13 protein-coding genes are annotated in these 17,824 nt (G+C 63.8%); 6 read left to right on the top strand and 7 right to left on the bottom strand.

The window, feature by feature from the left end; all coding sequences use genetic code 11:
- The first annotated feature begins 4 nt into the window (after positions 1-4).
- The 3 genes from dmpG to BGI01S_RS13980 all read left to right on the top strand — a co-directional run bounded on the left by dmpG (position 5) and on the right by BGI01S_RS13980 (position 3,333).
- Positions 5-1,033, top strand: coding sequence for a 4-hydroxy-2-oxovalerate aldolase (gene dmpG / locus BGI01S_RS13990; RefSeq protein WP_042326358.1), 1,029 nt, complete (start codon positions 5-7; stop codon positions 1,031-1,033).
- Positions 1,034-1,137: 104 nt separating this feature from the next.
- Positions 1,138-2,382 carry a 3-(3-hydroxy-phenyl)propionate transporter MhpT gene (mhpT, locus tag BGI01S_RS13985; protein WP_042326812.1) on the top strand — a complete coding sequence of 415 codons (1,245 nt, stop codon included), beginning with the start codon at positions 1,138-1,140 and terminating at the stop codon, positions 2,380-2,382.
- Between the two features lie 81 nt (positions 2,383-2,463).
- The gene (locus tag BGI01S_RS13980) at positions 2,464-3,333 is read left to right on the top strand and encodes an alpha/beta fold hydrolase (protein WP_042326357.1); all 870 of its coding nucleotides are present in this window, start codon (positions 2,464-2,466) and stop codon (positions 3,331-3,333) included.
- Between the two features lie 67 nt (positions 3,334-3,400).
- Here the strand turns inward: BGI01S_RS13980 and BGI01S_RS13975 are convergent, their stop codons facing one another.
- Positions 3,401-5,140: an MFS transporter gene (locus BGI01S_RS13975; RefSeq protein WP_084585367.1), complete on the bottom strand. Its 1,740-nt coding sequence runs from the start codon at positions 5,138-5,140 to the stop codon at positions 3,401-3,403.
- A gap of 128 nt (positions 5,141-5,268) precedes the next feature.
- On the opposite strand from BGI01S_RS13975, the gene BGI01S_RS13970 reads away from it, so the two are divergent.
- Positions 5,269-6,216 carry a LysR family transcriptional regulator gene (locus BGI01S_RS13970; RefSeq protein WP_042326356.1) on the top strand — a complete coding sequence of 316 codons (948 nt, stop codon included), beginning with the start codon at positions 5,269-5,271 and terminating at the stop codon, positions 6,214-6,216.
- Here BGI01S_RS13970 and BGI01S_RS13965 read toward each other — a convergent pair.
- Positions 6,213-8,384, bottom strand: coding sequence for a TonB-dependent siderophore receptor (locus BGI01S_RS13965; RefSeq protein ID WP_042326355.1), 2,172 nt, complete (start codon positions 8,382-8,384; stop codon positions 6,213-6,215). The two genes, BGI01S_RS13970 and BGI01S_RS13965, sit on opposite strands and share 4 nt — an antisense overlap.
- Positions 8,385-8,796: 412 nt before the next feature.
- Between BGI01S_RS13965 and BGI01S_RS13960 the strand changes: the two genes are divergently transcribed.
- Positions 8,797-11,025, top strand: coding sequence for an NADP-dependent isocitrate dehydrogenase (locus BGI01S_RS13960; RefSeq protein WP_042326354.1), 2,229 nt, complete (start codon positions 8,797-8,799; stop codon positions 11,023-11,025).
- Between the two features lie 137 nt (positions 11,026-11,162).
- Here BGI01S_RS13960 and BGI01S_RS13955 read toward each other — a convergent pair whose 3' ends face one another.
- The 3 genes from BGI01S_RS13955 to BGI01S_RS13945 all read right to left on the bottom strand — a co-directional run bounded on the left by BGI01S_RS13955 (position 11,163) and on the right by BGI01S_RS13945 (position 14,144).
- The gene (locus BGI01S_RS13955) at positions 11,163-11,393 is read right to left on the bottom strand and encodes a hypothetical protein (protein WP_042326353.1); all 231 of its coding nucleotides are present in this window, start codon (positions 11,391-11,393) and stop codon (positions 11,163-11,165) included.
- A 404-nt stretch (positions 11,394-11,797) separates the two neighbouring features.
- Entirely contained in the window at positions 11,798-12,616 is an 819-nt protein-coding gene (locus BGI01S_RS13950; RefSeq protein WP_042326352.1) for an alpha/beta fold hydrolase, read from the bottom strand.
- Positions 12,617-12,641: 25 nt separating this feature from the next.
- Entirely contained in the window at positions 12,642-14,144 is a 1,503-nt protein-coding gene (locus BGI01S_RS13945) for a DASS family sodium-coupled anion symporter (protein WP_042326351.1), read from the bottom strand.
- A gap of 513 nt (positions 14,145-14,657) precedes the next feature.
- On the opposite strand from BGI01S_RS13945, the gene BGI01S_RS13940 reads away from it, so the two are divergent.
- Positions 14,658-15,767 (top strand): alkene reductase, encoded by a 1,110-nt coding sequence (locus BGI01S_RS13940; protein WP_042326350.1) that lies wholly within the window; start codon positions 14,658-14,660, stop codon positions 15,765-15,767.
- 146 nt (positions 15,768-15,913) lie between these two features.
- Here BGI01S_RS13940 and BGI01S_RS13935 read toward each other — a convergent pair whose 3' ends face one another.
- Positions 15,914-16,840 carry a LysR family transcriptional regulator gene (locus BGI01S_RS13935; protein ID WP_174447413.1) on the bottom strand — a complete coding sequence of 309 codons (927 nt, stop codon included), beginning with the start codon at positions 16,838-16,840 and terminating at the stop codon, positions 15,914-15,916.
- 213 nt (positions 16,841-17,053) lie between these two features.
- Positions 17,054-17,764 carry a FadR/GntR family transcriptional regulator gene (locus tag BGI01S_RS13930; protein WP_042326349.1) on the bottom strand — a complete coding sequence of 237 codons (711 nt, stop codon included), beginning with the start codon at positions 17,762-17,764 and terminating at the stop codon, positions 17,054-17,056.
- Positions 17,765-17,824: the final 60 nt, after the last annotated feature.

Raw genomic sequence — 17,824 nt, 5'->3', positions numbered from 1 at the left:
TCGCATGGACAAGAAACTGTATATCTCCGACGTGACGCTGCGCGACGGCAGCCACGCGATCCGCCATCAGTACTCGATTCAGAACGTGCAGGACATTGCCCGCGCGCTGGACAAGGCCAAAGTCGACAGCATCGAAGTCGCGCATGGCGACGGGCTGCAAGGGTCGAGCTTCAACTACGGCTTCGGCGCGCATAGCGATCTCGAATGGATCGAGGCGGTGGCCGACGTGCTCACGCACGCGCAGATCGCCACGCTGCTGCTGCCCGGCATCGGCACGATTCACGATCTGAAGGCGGCACACCAGGCGGGTGCACGCATCGTGCGCGTCGCCACGCATTGCACCGAGGCGGATATTTCAAAGCAGCACATCGAATACGCGCGCGAACTCGGCATGGACACGGTCGGCTTCCTGATGATGAGCCACATGACCACGCCGGAAAACCTCGCGGTCGAAGCGAAGAAGATGGAAAGCTACGGCGCGACCTGCATCTACGTGGTCGACTCGGGCGGCGCGTTGACGATGAACGACGTGCGCGCACGCTTTCGCGCTCTGAAAGCTGTGCTGAAACCCGAAACGCACACTGGCATGCACGCGCATCACAACCTGTCGCTCGGCGTCGCGAATTCGATGGTCGCGGTGGAAGAGGGCTGCGACCGCATCGACGCGAGTCTCGCCGGCATGGGCGCGGGTGCGGGCAATGCACCGCTCGAAGTGTTCATCGCCGCGGCGGAACGCGCGGGCTGGAATCACGGCACCGATCTGTACACGCTGATGGACGCCGCCGACGACATCGTGCGGCCGTTGCAGGACCGGCCGGTGCGCGTCGATCGCGAGACGCTCGCGCTCGGCTATGCAGGCGTGTATTCGAGCTTCCTGCGCCATGCGGAAGTGGCCGCGAAAAAGTATGGGCTCAAGACGGTCGACATCCTCGTCGAGTTGGGGCGGCGCCGGATGGTCGGCGGCCAGGAGGACATGATCGTCGACGTCGCGCTGGATCTCGCGCGCGAATCCGCGAACGAAGCGGTTGCCTGATGACCGTGACGTTGCACGGCCGCGGCGCGTGCGAGCCGTGCATGGTCGATACCCCAGCGATATCGCCGGAGAGCGATGCTGATTTCAACATTGGAGACTTTTGTATGCGGCAATCAACGAATCCCTCGGAAAGCGGTGCCCTGACCATCGGGCTATGTCTCATCGTCGCGTTGCTGGAGGGGCTGGATTTGCAGTCGACCGGCGTCGCCGCGCCGCGCATGGCGCGTGAATTTCATCTGGCGGTCGCGCAGATGGGCTGGGCGTTCAGCATCGGCGCGCTCGGGCTTTTGCCGGGCGCGGCGATCGGCGGACGTCTCGCCGACAAGCTGGGGCGTAAGCGCGTGCTGATGTTCTCGGTCGCGATGTTCGGCATCTTCTCGATTGCGACCACTCAGGTGTGGGACCTCAACAGCCTGCTGGCGGCGCGTTTTCTCACGGGGCTCGGCCTCGGCGCCGCGATGCCGAACCTGATCGCGTTGTGCTCCGAGGCCGCGCGGCCGCATCAGCGCAACACGGCGGTGGGCGCGATGTATTGCGGCATGCCGTTCGGTGCGGCGCTCGCGGCGGTGATCGGCATCGTCAGTCCGGGCGATGAAGGCTGGCGGCATATCTTTTACGTCGGCGGGATTGGGCCTCTGTTGGTGCTGCCGCTGCTCGCGCTGTTCCTGCGCGAGTCCTCGCAGTTCGTCGCGGCGCGCTCGCCGTCGGGCGCTTCGCGTGCGCCGTCGGGCGGCATTGCGCGCGCGTTGTGGCAAGAGGGGCGCGCGGGCACGACCATCGCGTTGTGGATCAGCTATCTGGGCACGCTGATCGTGCTGTACTTCCTCATCAACTGGCTGCCTTCGCTGGTATTGAGCCGCGGGCTCACGCGCGTGCAGTCGAGTGTCGTGCAGATGATGTTCAACATCGGCGGCGGGATCGGCGCGATCGTCATTGCGAGCCTGATGGATCGCATTGGGCGTCGCCGTACGGTCGGCGGCATGTATCTGGGCATCGTCGTCGCGCTGGCGGCGTTGCTGAGCGCGAGCGGCGGCACGTCGATGGCGTGGGGCGGTTTGCTGGCAGGGCTGTTTCTTGTCGGCGGGCAGTCGGTGTTGTATGCGCTTGCCAGCAGCCTTTATCCGACAGAAGTGCGCGGCACCGGCGTGGGCGCCGCCGTCGCGGTGGGACGCATGGGCTCGATTCTCGGGCCGTTGATCGCCGGCCAGTTGCTCGCGATCGGTCAGGGCGCGACGGTGCTGTTGGCCGCGAGCATCCCGTTGATCGCCGTCGCGGCAGTCGCGGCCTGGCTCGTGGTCGGCAAGTCGGCGCCTCGTTATACCGCGGCTGCCGCGCAGTCCGCGCAATAGGGCCGCAGCCTGATCACCCGTGCGGGCTCGCCATCAACGGCGGTCCGCGCTCACTCAACTAGTGACAGAAAGGAATTCAACATGAGCTCACAAGCATCGGCATTCACCGAAGCGTCGACCAGCCAGTTCGTTCGTATCACGGAAGACGGGCGCGACATGCAACTCCACTACAACGATGTGGGACAGGGCGCGGAAACGGTGGTGATGCTGCACGGTTCCGGACCGGGCGCGACAGGCTGGGCGAACTTCAATCGCAACGTCGAGCCGCTCGTCGCGGCCGGCTACCGGGTCATCCTGATGGACTGCCTTGGTTGGGGCAAAAGCGATCCGATCGTGTGCAAGGGCTCGCGCTCCGAACTCAACGCGCGTTCGCTGAAGAGCCTGCTCGACGCGCTGAAGATCGAGCGCGTGCATATCATCGGCAACTCGATGGGCGGACATAGCGCGGTCGCGTTCGCGCTGGCCGAGCCGAAGCGCGTCGGCAAGCTCGTATTGATGGGCGGCGGCACCGGCGGCCCGAGCCAGTTCGTGCCGATGCCGACCGAAGGCATCAAGCTGCTGCAAGGCGTGTACAGGGAACCCACGATCGAGAACCTGCAGCGCATGATGAACGTCTTCGTGTTCGACACGAAAGCGCTGACCGAAGATCTGATGAAGGCGCGGCTCGACAACATTCTCGCGCGCCGCGACCACCTGGAGAATTTCGTCGCGAGTCTCGCGGCGAATCCGAAGCAGTTCAACGACTTCGGTCCGCGCCTCGGCGAAGTGTCCGCGCAAACGCTGGCGATCTGGGGGCGCGACGACCGCTTCGTGCCGATGGATGTGGGTCTGCGCCTCGTCGCCGGAATGCAGAATGCGGACATGCATATCTTCAGCCGTTGCGGTCATTGGGCGCAATGGGAGCATGCGGACAAGTTCAACCAGATGGTTGTCGAGTTTCTGGGCCGCTAAGTCCGTTGCTGTTCGACGCCGGCGGTGCCCGGCGAGTCCGTATGGCGGCTCGCCGGGCGTCGGCGGTTCAGCATGAATCGCAGCGTGCGGCGTGTTGCGCGGTAGGCGGTGCGGGTTGCAACGTGCGCGCCTTGCTCAGCCTTCGCGAAGCGCTTCCCGATATCGCGAAGCTCAACGCGGCGAGCACCCACACGCCGACTCCGCCATAAAGCATCACCCAACCAAATCCACGCATCAGCGCAGCATGCACGATGCTGCCGGATGGATCGATTCGCGTGAGCGCCGGAATGCCCGCGCGGATCGCATCGACATCTCCCGCCGCGACTTTCTCCGCCAGCCGACCGAGTTGCCCGATGTCCAGCGTGACGGGCAAGCTCGCCCTCAGATGGTAGAGAATGCCGCCGACCAGGATCGCGCCCATCAACGCAATGTTGATCGCGAGCGTGATCATCCGCGCGCTCATGTCGATGCCGGATGCCATGCCCGCTCGCTGCGTGGGCACCGCGGCGGTCGTGGTATTGGTGACGGGCGTGTTGGTGAGCCCGAGACCCGCGCCGGCGATCATGCAACCGGGCAGCATGCTCCACACGCCTGGATGCGCGACGCTGCCGCCGAGCTTCATCAGCATGAAGCCGAAGCCGATTGTCGCGAGGCCCAGGGGGATCGCGATGCCCGAACCGTAGCGCAGCGCGAGCCGTTCGCCGAGCGGCGGGAACAGCAGTGTCGGTAGCGTGTATGCGAGCAGCGCGAGACCGGCGCTGACGCTGTCGTAGCCGAGGCCGATCTGGAAGTAGATCGGCAGATAGATCATGAATGGCCAGAAGCTGAAGTTCATGCCCGCCGAGCCCATCAGTGCCCCCGAAAACTGCGGAATCCTGAAGACCGAGAAATCGAACATCGGCCGTGCGCTCAGTTTCTCCGCACAGAGAAAGGCCACGAAGGCGAGCGCGGTCGCCACGACGATGAAGAGCGCGCGCGGATTCGTGAAGCCCAGTTCCGACGCCTGCGTGATGAAGTACACGAGGCCGAAAACCGCCAGCGAAAGCGTGACGATGCCGGCGACGTCGAGCGTGTGTGCGTGCGGATCGCGCGATTCCTGCACGCCGCCGAACACCAGCGCCAACGTCACGATGGCCAGCAGCGCGTGCACCCAGAAGACCCACTGCCAACTCGACGCTGCGACGATCAGCCCGCCGATGATCGGCCCGAAGCCCAGCCCGATGCCGAAGATGATGCCCCACGCGCTGAACGCGCGGGCGCGCTCGGGGCCGTCGCTGAACTGATGCGAGAGCACGGCGACCTGGCAGATCAGCATCGCTCCGCCGCTCGCACCTTGCATCAGGCGCGCGACGATCAACATCGGCACGCTCTGCGCCAGTCCGCAGATCAACGACGTAATGCCGAATAGCGCGATGCCCGCGACGAAAATCCGGCGGCGGCCGAAGCGGTCCGCCAACGTGCCGGTCGCCATCAGCACGGTCGTCACCGCGAGCGTGTACGCGTTCATGATCCACTGCATGCCTTTGAAGTCCCCGTGCAGCACGCGTTCGAGCGTGGGCAGGATCACCGGCACGCTGGAGATTTCGAGGCCGAACATCAGCGACGCGAGACATACCGCGCCCAGCGCCAACGTGTTTTTGCGGATGTCGAGAACGCGTGTAGGACGGGTGGTGGCCCGCTTTGCGACGGTGCGTGCGCTTTGCGCGTTGCGTGTTTCTTGCCCGGCCGTTTCGCGTTCTGTCACCGCGGTTGTGGCGGGCTTTTCGCGTTCGTCATGGCGTCGCGGCGCGTGCGGATGAGTGGACATGGATCTTCACCTCGTTCTGTCGATGGGCTCGGCCCTCGTGGAATGAGTAATATAGGGGGAATTCATATCCCCATTGGCACGCGAAAATCCCATAAATGTGTCCTGGTAGGAACCAATAAGGCGAATGTATGAGCGACATCCTCGACGGTGTGACGACGTTTGTGCGGGTCGTCGAAACGGGCAGCTTCGCATTGGCGGCCGAGCGCATGAACCTGACGCGCTCCGCGGTCGGCAAGGTGATCGTGCGGCTCGAAAAGCGGCTTGGCGTACGGCTCATCAATCGCACGACGCGCAGCCAGAGTCTCACCGAGGACGGCCAGGCTTACTACGACCGCTGCGTGCGCGCGCTGGCCGAACTCGAAGCGGCCGAAGCCGATCTCGATTCAGGGCGGCGCGAGCCGAAAGGGCGTCTGCGCGTGAGCGCGCCGCAAGCCTTCGGCCATCATTGCGTGGCACCCGTGCTGTTGGGACTCGCGCGCAAGCATCCGCAATTGAAGATCGACATTTCGATCAGCGACCGCTTCGTCGATGTGGTGGAAGAGGGTTTCGATCTGGTGGTGCGGGTCGGGCCGCTCGCCGACAGCACGAGCCTCGCGGCGCGCAAGCTCGGCATGCAGCACGCGAGCATCGGTGCAGCGCCCGCGTATCTGGCGCGGCACGGCACGCCGCGCAACGTCGATGAATTGCGCGGGCACGCGGTGATCGCTTATCTGCGAGCCGGTGCTGCGCAGCCTTGGGACGTGGTCGACGTCGACGGACAAATCCGCCGCGCGCAGGTCGAGCCGCAGCTCGGCTTCGACGATATGCAGGGTATTCTCGACGCCGCGCTCGCGGGCTTCGGTCTCGCGTGGTTGCCGAGCTGGCTGCTCGCGCGATACGCGCAAAGCGGGGAGCTGGTGACGGTGATGGAGGACTGCTTCCGGCCCGCACAGGAGATCCACGTGATGTGGCCGAAGAGCCGCTATCTCGCACTGAAAACGCGTTGCGCGATCGACGCGCTGGTCGAGGAGATACCGGCGATGATCGGGGCGCCCCAGCCGGGCGCCCCTCGTTCAGGCAGTACGCGAAATACTTAGAATTGCAAAGTAGCGCTCGCTACCGCCGTGCGAGTCGGCGACGGCGACACGTAGTAGCCCCACGCGGTGGTCCAGTAGCGGCGATTGAAGAGATTGTTGATGCCCGCGCGGAACGTGACGTCCTTGCCGGCGATCTTCGTCTCGTAGCGGCCGCTCAGATCGAACGTCGTGTAGGCCGGTACGAACTGCGTGTTGGCCGCGTCGACCGCCTGATTGCCCACATACTTGCCGCCGAACGCGAGCGTCAACGGACGCAGATACGCCGGGTTGTATTCGATGCGGCCCGTCACCGTAAAGCGCGGCGCGCCATAAATGCGATTGCCCTCGATGGCCGGATCGTCGATATCGACGGCCTTCGTGTCGAGCCACATCACGCCGCCCATCACGCGCCATTCGCTGGTCAGCGCGAGCCAGCCGCTTGCGTCGATACCGGTGTAGCGCTTGGTGCCGTCCTGCACGAAGATGTTCGCGGTGTTCGTGTAGTTGTAGCCCTGGTCGACGCGGAACAGCGCGAGGTTGGCGCCCCACTTGCTGTGGTCGGACTTGAAGCCCACTTCATACTGCTTGCTGCGCAGCGGACCGAACGTCGCGGGGTAGTTGAGGTTCAGGTTCGAGGCCGCGCCGCCCTGTTCGAGCGACTCGACGTAACTCGCGTACACCGTCGAATACGGATCGGTCTTGAACATCAGTGCGAAAGTCGGCGTGACCGGGTTCGCGCTGTATTGCGACGTGACCGCGCCGCTCGGGTCATACACGTTCTGGCGGTACTGCGTATAACGCACGCCGACCAGCGCGGACAGTCGCGACGTGAGCTGCATCGTGTCGCTTGCGTACACGGCAGCCTGCGTGGTGCGCTGCTCGCGGTAAAGATCCGAGCCGATGCTGACTTCGTCGTTCGTCAGTAGCGTGGTGCTGTACAGATTGCCGTTGCCGAGGAAGTAGCCTTCGTTCCAGCCGACGCTATTGCTGTACTCGCTGGTTTGCGTCTGATAGCCCGCGCCGAGCACCACTTCATGCCTGATGCTGCCGGTGTTGAATTTGCCCTGCACCATCGCGTCGACGTTCTGATAGAAGTAGCGCGTCATCGCCGCGTAGAGCGTATTGGAATAGTTGCCCGCGTCGTCGGACACGTACAGGAAGCTGTCCGAATTCGTGCGGTTCTCCTTGGCGAAGCGGTACTTCACGCTCGCGCGCCAGTTGTCGGAGATGCGGTAGTCGAGGCCCGTGCCGAACGAGGCCATCTCGGTCATGTAGTAGTTCTGCGGCTGCGTGAGCGCACCGCTGACCTTGCTCGCATCGGGGATGCCGCCCGCGAACATCAGGCCGAATAGCGTGCCCTCGGTTCGGCGCTTCTGGTAGAACGCGTCGGCGCTCAACACGAGGTCTGGCGTGATGCGGAAGTCGAATGCGAGTGACGCGACCTGGCGGCTCACGTGGCCGTTTTCCTCGGCGGTGTTGCCGTATTCGTTGGCGAGGTTCAGACGGTAGCCGAAGCGGTTGTCGTTGCCGAAGCGGCCGCCGAGGTCGACCGCCTGGCTGAACACGCCGGCCGACTCGTAGCCGAGCGAGATGCTGCGGTACGGGTCGTCGGTGGGACGCTTCAACACATAGTTGACGATGCCGCCCGGCGAGCCGAAGCCGTACATGAAGCCGGACAGGCCCTTGAGCAATTCGACCTGCTCGAACGGTTCGAGCGACAGGTCAGTGTCCCACGACGGGAAGGTCTGGCCGTCCACCTTGATGCTGTTCAGCGTGTCGATCGGCATGCCGCGCACGTTGAACATCGAATTTTCGCTGACCGCGTTGTCGCTGCTGATCGACACGGCCGGGTCGTACTTGAAGAGGTCGTTGGCGGTGGTCGCGAACAGATCTTTGGCTTCCTCGCTCGTCACGACGCGCGTGGAGAACGGCGTGTCCACCTGCTTGCGCGAACCCAGCGCGCCAGCGCTGACGGTATCGGCCTGCGCCACGGTCGTGTCTTTCGACGCCGACACGCTCACGGCCGGCAGTGTGGCGGCGTCGCTGGCCGCGGCCTGCGCCCACCCCGGCGACGACAGCGTGGAAAGTGACAGGCCCACGCTGACCAGAAGTCCGGCGCTGAGCAGCGAAGGAGCGCGGCGTGGCGCGCGCGCAAACGCCGGACGGCCGGCGATAAACGATTTCTGCATGTTTGTTTGAGTTAGGCAGGGTGGCGCCGCCGCGCACCGAAAAGGTCGGCGCGGCGACGTTGGTCCGAGCGCGTGGTTGTTAAACAGATGATCCGAACCTTGAATGCGATCGAATGTTAATGCATCTGATTCGCATTTACAAACAATTTGACATATTGAGTCATCTATAAGACATCTGTCTTGAGAGAGGGGGTATTCGCCTGCAGGCCTTATCTGGCGGGGCTCGACCCTGTTGGGCAGGGTGCCGCGGCATGTTTGTTTAGCAGCGAATAGAGGAAAACACGCATATACTCACGGTCTGGCCGTAAAAGTAGTGCCATGGGTTGCGCTGCGTTTTGCCGCTTCGTCGCAACTTTCGCTGGCAGCGCTACCAAAACGCTCTGTCTATCACTTCATCTAGCAAGCACCGAACATGTCCACACCGCCGAAGATCATCTACACCCTGACCGACGAAGCGCCTGCTCTGGCGACTTACTCGCTGCTGCCGATCGTCAAGGCGTTCACGCGCTCGTCCGACGTGATCGTTGAAACGCGCGACATCTCGCTCGCCGGCCGGATCATTGCCGCATTTCCGGACTACCTGACCGCGGAACAGAAGGGTTCCGACGATCTGGCGGAACTGGGTGGACTCACCACGCGTCCGGAAGCGAACATCATCAAGCTGCCGAACATCAGCGCGTCGGTGCCGCAACTGAAGGCCGCGATCACGGAACTGCGCGATCAGGGCTACAAGCTGCCGCCTTATCCGGACGTCGCGACCACCGACACCGAAAAGGACGTCAAGGCCCGCTACGACAAGATCAAGGGCAGCGCCGTGAACCCGGTGTTGCGCGAAGGCAATTCGGACCGTCGTGCGCCGTTGTCGGTCAAGAACTACGCACGCAAGCACCCGCACAAGATGGGCGCGTGGAGCGCGGACTCGAAGTCGCACGTCGCGCACATGAGCGGTGGCGATTTCTACGGTAGCGAGAAGTCGGCGCTTATCGCGGCGGCTGGCGCGGTGAAGATCGAACTGACGGCCGCCGACGGCACGAAGACGGTCCTGAAGGAAAAGACGGCCGTGCAGGCGGGCGAGATCATCGACGCATCGGTGCTCAGCAAGAACGCGCTGCGCAGCTTCATCGAAGCGGAAATCGCCGATGCGAAGAGCAAGGGCGTGCTGTTCTCGGTGCACCTGAAGGCCACGATGATGAAGGTCTCGGACCCGATCATCTTCGGTCACGTGGTGTCGGTGTTTTACAAGGACGTGCTGACGAAGCACGCCGACGCGCTGGCGAAAGCGGGCTTCAACCCGAACAACGGTATCGGCGATCTGTACGCGCGCCTGAAAGATCTGCCGGCTGAAACGGCCGCGGAGATCGAAGCCGACATCAAGGCGCAATACGCACAGCGCCCGCCACTGGCGATGGTCAATTCGGACAAGGGCATCACCAGCCTGCACGTGCCGAGCGACGTGATCGTCGACGCGTCGATGCCGGCGATGATTCGCGAGTCGGGCAAGATGTGGGGCGCCGACGGCGCACTGCACGACGCGAAGGCCGTGATTCCGGACCGTTGCTACGCGGACGTTTATCAGGCGGTAATCGAAGACTGCAAGAAGCACGGCGCGTTCGATCCGGTCACGATGGGCACGGTGCCGAACGTCGGCCTGATGGCGCAAGCCGCCGAAGAATACGGCTCACACGACAAGACGTTCCAGATTCCGGCGAACGGCGTGGTCCGCGTGACCGACGCAGCCGGCACGGTGCTGATCGAGCAGCCGGTCGAAGCGGGCGACATCTGGCGCATGTGCCAGACCAAGGACGCGCCGGTGCAGGACTGGGTCAAGCTGGCGGTCAACCGGGCCCGCGCGACCAACACGCCGGCCGTGTTCTGGCTGGACGCCGCTCGTGCGCACGACGCGCAGATCATCAAGAAGGTCGAGCAGTACCTGAAGGATCACGACACCACCGGTCTCGACATCCGCGTGATGACGCCGGTCGAAGCGACGAAGTTCTCGATCGAGCGTATTCGCGCCGGCAAGGACACGATTTCGGTCACCGGCAACGTGCTGCGCGACTACCTGACCGACCTGTTCCCGATCATGGAACTGGGCACCAGCGCGAAGATGCTGTCGATCGTCCCGCTGATGGCAGGTGGCGGCATGTTCGAAACGGGCGCCGGCGGTTCGGCTCCGAAGCACGTTCAGCAACTGGTCGAAGAAGGCTTCCTGCGTTGGGATTCGCTGGGTGAATTCCTGGCGTTGGCCGCGTCGCTCGAACACCTGAGCACCGCGTATCACAACCCGAAGGCGCAGGTTCTGGCGAAGACGCTCGATCAGGCCACCGGCAAGTTCCTCGACAACGACAAGTCGCCGGCGCGCAAGGTCGGCGGTATCGACAATCGCGGCAGCCACTTCTACCTCGCGATGTACTGGGCCGAAGCATTGGCCGCGCAAACCGACGACGCGGCGCTGCAGGCGCAGTTCGCCGGCGTGGCGAAGGCCATGGCCGACAACGAAGCGAAGATCGTCGAAGAACTGGGTGCGGCCCAGGGCAAGCCGGTGAACATCGGCGGTTACTATCGTCCGAATGCCGAGCTCACGAGCAATGCGATGCGCCCGAGCGCGACGCTGAACAGGATCGTGGACTCGGTTGCATAAAAGGCTCGCGCCGGTACCCGCCCAGGTACCCACGCAGGTTGCGAAGTTCGCACTGAAGTAAGCTGCAAAAACGGCGATGGCGCTCATGAGCGCCATCGCCGTTTCTACTTCCACGTGGCCAGCGGTCATGCCCGCCCTCACACGTGAACGATTTCCCAATCGGCCAGTTTCTCTGGAATTTCCAGCGTCGACGTGTCGTCGCTCTCGGACAGATGCGGGCAGGTCAGGCCGCGCGCGAGATCGTCGGCAGCCTGTTGCGGGGTGGAAAATTCACCGAGCGTATCGTTGCCGTAGGTTGCCTCCCAGCCATCCTGGCCCGGCAGAATGTAGAACGCTCCCTGGGTCGAACTAAAGCGAAAGCCTTTCATTTTGTCTCTCCCAAATGCCAATTAACGCCAATTAGAAAATCGCGGTACCCGAGCGGCTTCATGCGTCGATTTGACTAGTGGGCAGATTGCGTCTTTTCTGACCCATCCAAACCTGACTGCCTGAACCCGCTGCTCTTGTAAAAGAGTCTACGTCAGCGAACCGCGCCGCAAGTGGCGGGGAGGGACTTCGTTTTTATAAAAAATATCCTTTAAAAATAATGATTTACGCGTCACATTTTGCGATGTGCAATGCGGGGCGACATTGCGAAATGCCGGATTTGTGCCACGCAGCACGATTTTTTACGAAGCAACGCATCGTTCCGCATCGTGAAATTTCGGCGTCCAGCGCGATTCATCGAGAAATGGCCAAGCGGCAAGCGGACCGGCCACGCGTATCGATCCGCTCAGGAAAGCACACGGCGCAGAAATCCGAGCATCACGCGATTGAATAGCGCCGGTCTTTGCAGCGGCGCGAAGTGGCTGACGCCGGGCAGCAAAATCAGCTCCGCGCCGGGAATGTGGCGGGCGAGATAATCGGCGTGCTCGGGCTTGATGAACTCGTCGTGTTCGCTCTGCACGATCGCGACCGGCACGCCGATCCCGGCCAGATCGTGCGCCGAGTAGTTGGGCTGCGTTCTCATCATTTCGCTCACGGCGGCGACAAACGCGTCGAAGTCGTCCGGCGTCGCCGACAGTCGTGCGTAGTCTTTGCGATGCCGGCTGAAGCAACGGTCGATCACCGGTGTCGGCACAAACGGCTTCGTGCCGCTCGGGTCCATGTTGCAGCCGAAGAAGAACACGCCCGCCACGCGCTCCGGCACCATGCCGGCCATGACCAGCGCGACGCACGCGCCGTCGCTCCAGCCGACCATCGCGGCCCGGTCGAGTTGCAAGGCGTCCATCACGGCCAGCACGTCGGAGGCCATCAGCTCGTAACGGTAGGGCCGTGCGTCGCGTGTGCTGCGGCCGTGGCCGCGGCTGTCGATCACGACCACGCGATGCCCCGCCTCGACCAGGGGGCCAACCTGACGGCCCCAGTTGCCGCTGTGCCCCAGGCCGCCGTGCAGCAGAATCACCGGTGCACCGTCGCCAAACGACTCGTACCAGATGCGGGCACCGTCATGCTCGACATGGCCGCTTTCGTTCGACGGCGGCAGCGGCGGCGCGCCATGCGCTTCGAAGCGTTCGAGGCTGTCGTCGTGTTGATCTGTTGGTCGTTCCATCGTTGTCTCCCGTCCTTGACACGTTTCACAGCCACCCAAGCCAACGCCACCAGGTTGCCGCAAACAGAAGAAGCAGCAGATACCCGAAGATTGTCAGCACGATTCCGACGCGCGCGAACTGGCGCGCGTTGAACGTGTCGGTGGCGAGGCACACCATGTTTTGCGGCGCGTTGATCGGCAGCACGAAGCCGAAGCTGACCACGTAGCCCAGCAGCATCGTCATGCCGAGCCGGCTGAAGTCTCCTTGCATCGACTGCAACACGGCGATCAGGATCGGCAGCATCGCCGAGGTCAACGCGGTGGCGCTGGCGAAACCCAGATGAATGACGATCAGGAACGCCGACAGAATCGCAAACGCGGTGAACGCGCTCGCGTGATCGAGGCCGGTGTGATGCGCGACGAGGTCGCCGAGCCACTGGCCTGCGGTGGTCGTGAGCAACGCCGTGCCGAGACTGATGCCGACCCCGAAGACGATCACCGTCCCCCATGGGATGCGGCTCTGCACGGTCTTCCAGTCCATCACGCCGACGCGCGGCAGCATCAGGATCACGAGGCCCACATAGGTGACGGAGGTGGTATCGAACGGATGCAGCTTGCCCTCCGTCGCCCAGAAGAACAGCAGGCCGATCGCGACGCCGAGCAGCCGTTTTTGCGGCCCCGTCATCGGACCGAGTTCGCGCAGCGAGCGCGCCACGGCTTCCTTGCCGCCGGCGATGCTGTCGGTTTCGGGCGGCAGCATCTTCAGCACGATGAACAACAGCGCGGCCGACATGATGATCGCCCAAGGCGCGCCGGCGATCAGCCAGTCGAGCCACGTGACGCGCGCGCCGAGCATCTTGTCCATGAAGCCGACCGTCAGTAGATTCTGCGCGGCGGCGGTCAGGATGCCGACGTTCCAGATACTGGTAGCCTGCGCGACCACGATCATGATGCCCGCCGCGATATTGGAGCGCTTGTCCACGCCGAATGCCGAGATCACGCCGACCATGATCGGCACGACGCAGGCGCTGCGCGCCGTGGCGCTCGGCACCACCAGCGACAGCACGATTGTCACGGCGATCGAACCGATCAGAATGCGCCGCGTCGTGGTGCCGATCAACGACAGGGTGACCAACGCGATGCGTTTGTCGAGCCCGGTGATCGTCATGGCCGCGGAGATGAACAGAGCGCCGGTCACGAGCGCGAGCGCCGAGTTCGAGAATCCCGCGAGTCCCATGCTGATGCCCGCCGACGTGCCGTAGATCACGCTCGGGTCTTTGATGGTCGGCGCGGTGCCGATGAGAAACGCGATCAGCGACGTGATGATGATCGCACTGGCTTCGTACGACACGGCCTCGGTCAGCCACACCACCACGGCGAACGCGAGGATGGCGAGCATGCGATGCCCGGCGGGCGGCAGCGTAGCGGGTAGAGGCAGCAGCAGAACGACGATCAGTGCGACGACGCTCGCGATCAAACCGATCGGCACGCCGCCTTTGGCCGGAGCAGAGCCTGCGCCGGGTTGAGCTTCGGGTTTCGATACGCTCATGCTTGTCGCTCCTTAGGTGGCGTGCTGCGTGCCTTTATCCCTCGTTTCAAGCGGTGGCATTGGTGATCATGGATGATTCAGAGCCGATGTCCTCGACAGTCTCGATCGAAAAATCGCATGACGGCAGCGGTCCCTGCGCGCCCCGCTGATTGAATCACCGAACCCTCGCAGGGGTCAATCGCGTCCGACGCCCTCGCGCGGGCATTGCGTTTATGAATCCGATCCGCATGATTGCGCGCACGGCGCAACCGTCGCAAACCTCAGGGGCGTGCGCGGCAAGGAGCGTGACGCCGCGGCTGAAACAGTGTAGCCGCGCCGTGGCAACAATCGACGGGCCCGGCGCACGCCCGTCCAGGCAAGGGTTGCCGCGCATTGCGGACCGCCCGGTCCGAAGTCTTCGGAGGCGCGGCCCATTTTTCCCAACGGGCCGCGACTATAGATTGTGATCCAACGCCAGACAACGCATCGAGCGGTTGGCGGCAGTCATTCACGGATCACTTTCGAGAGAACATCATGAGCAAGCTTTTCACGTCAGTCAAAGTGGGACCTTATGAATTCGCGCACCGCGTCGTGCTCGCACCGTTGACGCGCATGCGCGCCGAAGAAGGCGCGCGGCCCGGCCGCCTGATGGCAGAGTATTGCGCGCAGCGCGCGTCGGCCGGCGCGTTGCTGATCGGCGAGGCGACCATCGCCGCGCCTGAAGGCAACGGCTATCTCGGCGCCCCGGGCCTTTACGACGACAGCCAGATCGCCGGCTGGCGCGAAGTCACCGACGCGGTCCACGCGAAGGGCGGCAGAATTTTCCTGCAGCTCTACCACGCAGGACGTCAGTCGAATGCCGAGTTGCAACCCGATGGACGTCGACCCGTGGGACCGTCCGAAGTCCCGCATGGCGGCGTCGCTTATACGCAGGCCGGCTGGGTGCCGAACACGCCGAACCGCGCACTCGCGATCGACGAAATCGCTGCGATCGTCGAGAGCTTCCGCACGGCGGCCGAACGCGGAATGAAGGCGGGCTTCGACGGCGTCGAGTTGCACGGTGCGAACGGCTACCTGTTCGACCAGTTCCTTCAGGACGGCAGCAACAGGCGCACCGATGCATACGGCGGCTCCTTCGAGAATCGCGCCCGGCTACTGATGGAAGCGACCCGTGCGGTGATTTCCGTGTGGGGCAGCGCGCGGGTCGCCGTGCGCCTCGGACCCAGCGGTTCGTGGGGCGATATGTCGGATAGCGATCCGGTCGGCCTGTTCACCTACGTCGCGGCGCAGCTCGCGAAACTCGATCTCGCTTATCTGCATCTGATCGAGCCGCGCATTGCCGGCAACGTCGAAGATGAAAGCCGCGATCCGAACCCGGTCGCCGCACAGACGATCCGCAAGCACTATCCAGGGACGATCATCGCGGCGGGCGGTTTCAAGGGCGTGTCGGCAGAAGCGATTCTGGCCGATGGCGATGCCGACCTCGTGGCGTTCGGCCGCGACTTCATCGCTAACCCGGATCTGCCGGAACGCTTGCGCCGCAATCTGCCGCTCAACCGTTATGACCGGCCCACGTTCTTCGGCGGCACCGAAGTGGGCTACACCGACTATCCGTTTTATGACGAAGAGACCGTGGAGGCGTAAGCGAGCGGGTCGTTGAAGCGAGGATGGACGAAATGGAAATGGCCGCCGTGTTCAACTCGATGTTGAGCACGCCGGCTTTTTCTTATGCGGAGTAAACGATGGAAGAGTTTGAAAGCGCGCGGGAGCATTCACGCAACGCCCGCCCCTCAATTGCGCTCACCCACACCCTCGCGCGCGGCCGCAGCGGAAACCGGAAACAGATGCTGGCCCAGATAATCGACGAAGACCCGCGCCTTCGGCGAGATCTGCCGCCCCGATGGCCACAGTGCCCGGAACACGCTGGGGCTATCCAGATACGGTTGCAGCACGGCAACCAGCGAGCCGTCGGCGCACTGCGCGCGCACCATGAAGTCGGGCGTACACGCCAGCCCCAGCCCCTGTTCGGCGAGCGAGATCAACGGCTCGACGGCGGTGGCGATGGCCACGGTCGGCAACTCGATATCCAGCGTCTCGCCGTCGCGGCTCAACGGCCAGCGGCGCAATTTGCCGGTAGTCAGAAAACGATGCTGCAGACACGCATGCTCGCGCAGTTGCTCCGGCTCTGCGGGCACGCCGCGTCGCGCGAAGTAGGCGGGCGAGCCGACGATCACTTGCCGGAACGTGCCCATCGTGCGCGTGACGAGCGTCGAGTCGGCGGCGTCGCCGGTACGCGTGACGACGTCGAAGCCCTCTTCGATCACGTCGACCATCCGGTCCGAGAAATCGATATCGAGCGTAATGTCCGGATACGCCTTCATGAACGCGCCGATCACCGGCATCATCAGCGTGCTGACCAACGGCATGCTGACGCGCAGCCGTCCGCGCGGCGCGGCGGTGGCGAGCGCGAGTTCGGCTTCGGCGGCCTCGATCTCTTCGATGATGCGCTGGCAGCGCGTCAGGAACGTCGCGCCCTCGGGCGTCAACGCGATGCTGCGCGTGCTGCGATGAAAGAGGCGCACACCGAGCCGTCCTTCGAGCCGTGAAATCGCCTTGCCGACCGCCGACGACGAAATACCCAACTGTCGTCCCGCTTCGGTGAAGCTGCGCGTTTCGGCGGCGCGCACGAACACGTTGAGCGAGCCGAAGCGGTCCATCGCGCTCGCGGATACCCCGTTCTCGCCGGGGGCAAGCGCCGCCGGAGCCGGCGTGGCGATAGCGGAACGGCCGGTTGGATTGGGCGGCGTCATGGGAGGCTCCTTGTCAGGCCTGCTGCAAAACTTCGAAACCGCACGTTCTTCCGATCGATGCGAACGGCTCCGCTTCGCGCAACGCGTCACGAGCAGCGCAACCCCGTTGCGCCTCTACCTTCACCCGCCCGCTTTACTCAACTCATGCGCGCGCCGCAGCCGTTCGCGGCTATTGCTCAAATGCATGCGCATCGCCGCGCGCGCGTCGTCGGCGTCCTGCCGTTCGATCGCGCGATAGATCATCTGGTGTTCGCTGAGCACGTTGCGCAGATGCTCGATATGGTCGAGTTCCGCGATCTCGGCGGACCCGAGCCGCGTGCGCGGACTCACCGCGCGGCCGAGCTGGCTGAGCACGTCGAAGAAATAACGGTTGCCGCTCGCACGCGCGATCTGCAGATGGAACTCGATGTCGTGCGCCACCGTATCCGTGCTGCCTCGTTCGAGTTCGGACTCGAAGCGCGCCAGCGCCGCGCGAATCTGCTTGAGGTTCTGCTCGGTGCGGCGCGCGGCGGCGAGCGCGGCCGACGCCGCTTCGACGTCGATACGGAATTCGATGATCGCCATCACGTCGAGCATGCTCGACAGATCGGCGGCGGGCAATTGCATCGGCTTTTCGGAAGCAGGGGCGAGCACGAAGGTGCCGATGCCGTGACGCGTCTCGACGATCTTGGCCGCCTGCAGGCGCGAGATGGCTTCGCGCACCACGGAGCGGCTCACGGAGAGCTGCTTCATCATCGCGACTTCGGTGGGGATACGATCGCCCGGCCGCAGCGTGCCGCGTCGGATTTCATCGGAAAGGGTGGCCACCACTTTCTCAGTTAGGCTGCTCATTTTTGTGGCTTTTTGACTAATCGGCTGGAATGCAGACGCTCGCGAAAACGCGTGACCGTG

It is taken from the genome of Paraburkholderia ginsengisoli NBRC 100965 (assembly GCF_000739735.1).
In the GTDB taxonomy this organism is placed as follows: Bacteria; Pseudomonadota; Gammaproteobacteria; order Burkholderiales; family Burkholderiaceae; genus Paraburkholderia; species Paraburkholderia ginsengisoli.
Note: the sequence above shows the minus strand (reverse complement) of the source record. Positions and strands in the feature narration are given on the sequence as shown.